The organism is Massilia pinisoli (assembly GCF_024753285.1).
GTDB lineage: Bacteria > Pseudomonadota > Gammaproteobacteria > Burkholderiales > Burkholderiaceae_D > Telluria > Telluria pinisoli.
In genome coordinates, this window is the sequence record NZ_JANUGW010000045.1 from 1 (window position 1) to 7,113 (window position 7,113).

3 protein-coding genes and 1 pseudogene are annotated in these 7,113 nt (G+C 60.2%); all 4 read right to left on the bottom strand.

The genetic code is table 11. From position 1 onward, the window contains the following. Positions 1-3 precede the first annotated feature (3 nt). Positions 4-1,029: pseudogene (locus tag NX784_RS28565) on the bottom strand (IS110 family RNA-guided transposase). 575 nt (positions 1,030-1,604) lie between these two features. Beyond that, a complete protein-coding gene (locus tag NX784_RS28570; RefSeq protein ID WP_258820059.1) occupies positions 1,605-4,454 on the bottom strand; it encodes a YjbH domain-containing protein in 2,850 nt (949 codons plus the stop codon). 269 nt (positions 4,455-4,723) lie between these two features. Next, positions 4,724-6,115, bottom strand: coding sequence for a GNAT family N-acetyltransferase (locus NX784_RS28575; protein WP_258820060.1), 1,392 nt, complete (start codon positions 6,113-6,115; stop codon positions 4,724-4,726). A gap of 145 nt (positions 6,116-6,260) precedes the next feature. Beyond that, positions 6,261-7,113: alkaline phosphatase family protein (locus NX784_RS28580; RefSeq protein WP_258820061.1), on the bottom strand; the 853-nt coding region annotated here is incomplete at its 5' end.

Below are 7,113 nucleotides of genomic sequence, written 5' to 3' on the forward strand. Positions count from 1 at the left end.
CCCTCATGCATGCATGGGGGCTTCCTTCATTTCAAAACTGGTGTGATGCGCCGCGATGGCCCAGACGATCCTCGCGAGCTTGTTGGCCAGCGCGCAAGCAACAACGTTTGAGTGCCTGCGCATCATCATCGCGCGTACCCAAGATGCGAGCGGCCCTGTCTGGCGCTCGAGTAGCCGCATGTAGGAGCGCGCGCCCAACACGAGCAGGCGCCTCAGATTCTTGTCGCCGCGCTTGCTGATACCCAGCAGGTTATTCCAGCCGCCCGTGCTTTACTGGCGTGGTACCAAGCCCAGGGATGCGGCGAAATCGCGGCCGCAGCGGTACTGCTTGCCATCGCCCATTTCGCTTGCCAGTACGCTTGCCGTAATCGGTCCGATGCCGGGTATCGTCATCAGACGCTGTCCCAGGTCATCGTCGGTCAGTTGGGCCGCCAGATCCTTTTCGATTTCGGCGATCTGCCCGTCCAGGTACTTGTAGTGGGCGTGCAGCCGCTCCAGCACCTGTACCAGCCGAGGCGGCAAGGACTGCTCGGCCAGGATGGTTGGCAGACGCCGGACCGCGGCATGTCCAATCGGAGGGCTGATGCCGAATTCGAGCAGGAAAGCGTGGATCTGGTTGCTCGTCTTGATCCGGTCGCGCACCAGTGATTCACGCACACGGTGCAGGGCCGACAGTGTTTGCTGGGCTTCGTTCTTGGGTGTCACAAACCGCATTGATGGGCGGCTGGCCGCTTCGCAGATCGCTTCCGCGTCGACGAAATCGTTCTTGTTGCTCTTGACGAAAGGCCGAACGAATTGCGGCGAGATCAGTTTGACCTCATGGCCGAAGCCGGCCAACTGCCGTGCCATGTGGTGAGCACCGGCGCAGGCTTCCATCACGACCGTGCAAACGTGGAATTTGGCGAGGAATTCGATCAGCTGTTTCCGGCTGAACTTCTTGTGCAGCAGTGCTTTGCCGTGCCGGTCCTGGCCATGCACATGGAAGCTGTGCTTGCCAAGGTCGATGCCGATGAGCGTAATGTCTTGCATGATGGCATCCGTCCAGAATGGACACACTCTACAAGCTTGGACCTTGCAGGGTGGAGGGGGACCATCTCATTACCCCTTTTGTTGCTCAGAAGACAACAGTCGGGTACACTGAGCCATGCCGACCGTCCGCCATCGGCCAACAGCAGCAGACAGGTCATGGGCTTACGTTGATGCGGGTCATTTTACGAACAAATCAGTTCGTTCGATAGCATGCGGCATGATCGCAACAATAACGCGTTGTAAAGAAGGTTGAGTAACGAAGTAAACGGGTTATATCGTTTTCGTGGTCAGGAGACATGGGGCGCGGCCGGCGTCGGCGCGGCTGCGGCGCCAACGTTATTGTAGACACGGCCCTCGTCACGATGTTCGTTTTGGAAGTGGATACAGTACTGCGACCGATCGTGAATGCGCTGGAGCGGTGCCCGCTGAACGTCAACTCGGCCGAGATGACAACACCGTCTACGCAATCGCCCAACGCGCCGAGCGCACAAGCATTGTGGAGCAGATTGCGCATCATCTCGCGCGCCGCAGCTGTCCCGCGCGCAATCTCGAGGTCCATGTGTAAAGCTCGTCGCTCAATAGTCGCCACGCCAAGCCATTGCAATTGACCTCGGGCCGGGGCTCACGGCGAAACTCGATCTTCGATCCTGACTCTGCGCCCGCCATAACCAGCCACCGATCGCATAACCGAGGACACCGCCAGCGACGACGTCCGACACCCAGTGCTCCCGGCCCGCCGTCCGGCCGAGCGTACCGGCCGCTGCGACGCCATAGAGCCATGGAGCGTCATATTCCTGTGCGAACGGCGTGATCGCGGCGAATGCGACCGTGCTATGGTTCGACGGGAAGGATGCATTGGACCGGTTACGTGCCGTGCTGAACTGTCCGAGCTCCTCGTCGGGGCGTGCGCGACCGACCACGCGCTTTGCGGCGATGGAGACCGCGCCGGCGGCAATCATGGACTCCAGTGCGATGAAACCGACGTTCTCTGCACGGGCATCGCCGAACAACAGCGCTGCGCCTGCCGCGCCCGCGAATACGACGGGAGCGGCTTTGCCCACCTTGCCCCAATCGCGCACGAGCGAGGCATCCGCGTGCCGCTTCATGAAATTGTCGACTGGCTTGTCCAGCAGGGCGCTTGCGAGAACCGCGCCTCCGCCCAGCATCGTACGCTTGGCCCACTGGGGCAACGTCGGCGTCGTGGACATCGACTGCTCCAAGCGCCAGCGGAACTCGGGCCACGGATTGGTCATCGGGTGGGCCGGCGGATTCACCGCAGGGAGGCTCTGCTCGTCGCGGCGTTCGGCGAAGTTGCCGAGACCGTCGTAGCTCGTCATGTCACGACGCGGCTGTTCCATCAGATCGTACAAGTCGCCAGGGCTGGACACCATCTGCCCGACGTCGCGCGTCCAGGGAGACAGTGCGACACTTGCCGTGTTCTGGCTGTCCGCCGGCAGCATGATGTTCAATGGTACCGACAGGAACACACCCTTGTCGTTATACGGCTTTTCAGGCGTGCCAGGATTCGTGATGTCCTTGCCGTTGGTGTGCGAGTACCACGCACCGATCTCGACACCAGACGGGAAGCGGCGCTTGAATTCGAGCCGCACGCCGTCGTCCTTGGCGAGGAAGCGCCCGACGCGCGCCGTCGCCGTCACGTCGTAGGGCAGCTTGTAGTGGAGGGCGGCAAGGGCGCTCACGGTCCGGTAATCGCGCTGGTCGAACCAGCCTTTGACTCCGCGTTGCTGAAGTGCGTCGGCGGTCAGGTCGGTGGCCCAACGGCTGTCCTTCGGCAGATACAACACCTGGCCGCCGACACCGCGGAACATCTCTTCGTACAGGCCACCGGAGATGCGCGCGTAGACGCGCTCATCCAGCATGGCGTACTTGTTGAGCAGCAGGCGGTTCAGTTTGATGCGGCCGCCACGTTTATAGTCGGCGATGTCGGTGCGCACATGAGGCAGGAGACTGTTCGACGGCTGGGTGACCCCGGTGACGTTCTGGAGCGCCGTCAATTTCAGATCGCTGTTCAGGTACAGGCTGTCGGCCAGGCGCCGGTCATAGGTGGCATCGCCCCAGAATTCGTAGCGTAAGAAGCCACTGGGATCGTTGAAGAAGAACGACATCTTGGGAACCAGCCTGAAGCGGTTCGCCTCCTTGTCTTCGGATGCGACCTGCACCAGGTTGCCCTCGCGTCCCATCTGCATGGACAAGCCGTCGTCCTGGTCACGCACCGCAGCGATCAGCCCGAGGTCGTCGCCAATCGTGTCAGACGGCTGGGCATAGCGCACACTGACCGATTGCAGGAACTCATCGCGGGCAACCAGGCCGGTCAGGTAATCGCTCAAGCGTTGAAGATCACGAAATTCATACGTCGCGATTGGTTGCTCGAGCTTCGTGTACGTGACTTCGATCTTCTCGGTGCCTTCGGGAGCGAAGGCCAGTGCCGTGCGTACGGCACGCCCAACCGCACGGCCCAAATTCGAGATGCGGTTATTCGTGAGGACAAGTTTCAGCGTGGTGGCGTCCAGCTCGACGCGGACGTTCCTGAAGTCTTGTTTGACCAGCGCTTGCGCCAGCTCGGTGCCATGCACGCCATTTTTCTGCCATTCGTCGGCCGACACGCGCGCGGGTGCATCCTTCGGATTGAATGGCGCCGGTTCGTAGACCTTCGGAACGAATTCACGCTCGGCAAAGGGAATGCTCAAATACGTATTGAAACTGAAGTGGTCGCGCTGGCGTGCGACCTGTGCGCCAAGCCATCCCCAGCGATATTCGAGGCCGACCGCGGGACCTTTCCGCCGACTGTCGGCACCGGTCTCATTGGCCCGGAAGTCGTGTTTGTAGTCGTTCGCATCGTATTCCGCGACCACGGCCCATCCGGGCGTGGCGACGGGGGCCCAGCGCATCCCGGCAAACAACCCGTTGGGTCGCGTGCGCCCGTACCCGACGCTTGCTTCCACGTTGCGGGTGGTGCCGAAGCTCTTCGATGCAACGAGGTATTCTCCCTTGAATAGCCGCGTTCCTTGGATATCGTTCGAGCCGAATGAGAGCGCTGGCAGGCTCTCTGTCTCGTCGAACAGGCGCAGTTTCAACCCGACCTGCTTGTCCTTGTAACGCCCGTAATTGCTACCGTAAGCGCCACTGACGTTCGTGAAGCCCGCAATGCCACTGATGCTTTCGTAGCGGGCGACCATTTGCAGAAAGGGCAGGAGGGTCGCGGATAACCAGACCGGCGTGTAGGGCTGGTCGTGACCGATACCCAGGCTCGTCGTGCCGTCGGCTTCGACCCAGGCACTCGGCATGTTGATATACCCCGACTCTCCTTGAATTGTCGGTGTTGCCGCACAGGCATTGGCGACGTCAAGGAGGAGTAATCCGTACAAGGACAGCTTAAACGGCAATCGGGAAGTGCGCTCGGACATCGGGATTCAAAAAATGTAGATGCTATTCAAAGAAATTTCACCGGTTCAGTTGCGAGCTGAAGTCAACGGCACGGTCGCGCTTGAACAGGGCGGACGGGCGGATACTGCTCGGTGCAACGCAGTGCAGCATCCTAAGATGAAATTGTCTCGCGGGAAATTACGATTTGGTCATGTCTTGTGGCTCGATCGCACAGTTAATCTGTTCAATGAGTCGCATACAACGATGGCCGCGTCGGGCGGCCATTATGATCAATACGAACTTGATCGGGTCAGGGCGCCTTTGGCGCATTATTGCGCTTTGCGACACCCTTGTCGCCGGTCTGCCGGCGTTGCACATACCATTTTCTTGCCGCCTTGGTGTAGCGGATCAGGGCCTCGTTCATGGCGTTATACCTGCCGTGAAACTTCAGCAGCAGGGCGGTCAGACTGCGCGAACGGTGCAGTAGGACATGGCCACGTGACTTCAGCACGTGGGTTGAGCGGAATTCGGCATTGGGCGTACCGTAGCCGTAGTCGATCAATTGGAAGGCGGAATTGGCCATTACATCCAGCACTGCAAGGTGGACTGCGCTCGTCCCCACCGATAAGGGCATGTACTTCTGTTGACACACGATTTTGTGGATGTGCCAGACGGACGATGAGCGTGACCCGAGCACGAACGCAACGTCTTCATCGCCGCAGCGGATCACATAGGACAGCAGCAGGCCATGACGCGCGAGGTTGTCCAGGCGTAGCGCCTCGGTGTCACGCGGCTTGACCACGGCTCCCTCAGTGTCGGCCATCGCGTCGAGGAGCGTCGCGACTTCGTCGGGTTGCTCGATGCGCAGTACTTGTAGGGCGCCTGCCGCTGCCGTCAGCAAGCGGATCTGGCGCGACAGGTTGTAGCGTTTCTTGGCACTGAATTTTTGCAGATAGGCGTCGATGCTATCCGGCAGTGGCTGCGTGTGGCACTGACGCCATCCATCCAGGACATAGGCCGATACACCTGCGCAACGAGGCGGCGCAGCGCCAATTTCTTCCGGCATCGCTTGCATGTAGAGTACTTCGCACTTCGCATATCGGGCGAGCAGTTGCTCCACGACGAACTCGGTGAGCCCTTCCTCCGTCGGGTCCAGCAGCGGCACGCTGCCAAGGAGCTGACAAGCGCGCATCGTCCGCTTGAACAGCGATAGCGGACCGAGGCGGAAGTCGAGGTCGCGCCCGAGCGTACGGACCGGGACACACCCGACGATGGAGCCATCGACTCTGCGGCGGATGATGAACAGTTCATAACTAGCCTGCGTCCCCTGAGTCGTGTCGATCAGGTGGCGAAAGAACTGAGGGGATTGATAAAGTGTTTCGGGGCCGGTCGCCGCGTGAAGCATCCGATACCACGCATCTAGGATATCCGGCCGGTCGTAGTAGGCGGTCGCAGCGTTTAGTTCGTATCGCTCACCGTCCCACGTCGTGCCGGCGCTTAAGGCTGCGTGTCCAGGTGTCGGCCGGTCCGTTCCTCCAGCCATCTCGCGGAACGACAGCGGACTCTTTCGCAGGGGCCAATATGTCACGCCCCACCGTTCAGCAGCGCAGCCAGACTTCACGGTCAGGATGGGCTTGAGGTTCTTCATCGATACTTTCGCAATCAACGGATCAAATTGAAGGGCGATCGTATATGAACGCATCTCCTGGAACCATGAAGCTTGCAAAAATGTAATCTCGCGACAGAAATATGGATGAATTGGACGACTACTTGCCTGGGGGAAGCAAGTGCGGATACGCCACTGCAGTGCCGTTCCGGTTGGCATACTCGCAGTGGCGCAGGGATTCTCAGAACAGGCCAGGAAGCACAGCCGTACCTTCGGACTTCACCGAATTCAGCAAGCCAGGATCGATGCCAAGCGCTTTGACGATCGTGGGCGCGACTTGCGTGGTAACCACCGCAGTACCGATTGCCTGCTTGGACAGCGTCGGGAACGACACGAGCAGGGCGACATTCGTATCGTTGGGTGCCGCCCCGCCGTGCTCGGCATCCTTTTTTCCGGACTTCGAATAGATCACCCCGGCGTTTGGCTGGACCATGATGTCCGGCGTCCGCTCCTTGGCAGGGTCGCCGAAGCGACCGTCCGCCTTCAGGTCGATCACGCCGCTGCCGGGATCCGTGCCGGCACAGATTCCCGAATTCGTCTGTCCGGCAACGATAATCTTCGACGTCGGGTCCACGATCGGGCAGCCAAGGTTGGCCTTGAGCGCCGCGATGGCTGAGGCGCGTGCTGCGTCGCTTTGGTCGTTGAGCCAGATGAAGGCGACATCGTCTTCTGTGAACTGCCCTGTACCCAGGAAGTTGCCAGTGACGGCATCGGTACTAGAACCGATATTGCTGTTCGCCCCGAGATTGGCCGCGGCCAGCGTAGAGCCGACCGTATCTCCGATCTTGCGCAGCGCCGAACGGTCGACTGGCGTCTGCCCGTGCTTGGCGCTAATAATGATCAGGGTGCTGCCAAGGAGGCTCTGTTTATTGAGCTCGGCCTTAATCTGTCCGATTTCGCCGTCCAGGAAGGCAATGGCGTCGGCCGTCAGCGCATTGGGCGTGAAGTTGGCATCCTTGTAACCGCCCCCGTTTGCATTGAGTGCTTTCTGGGCAACGCTGAGGGTCTGGTAGTTTGTGCCGAACAATGTTGGC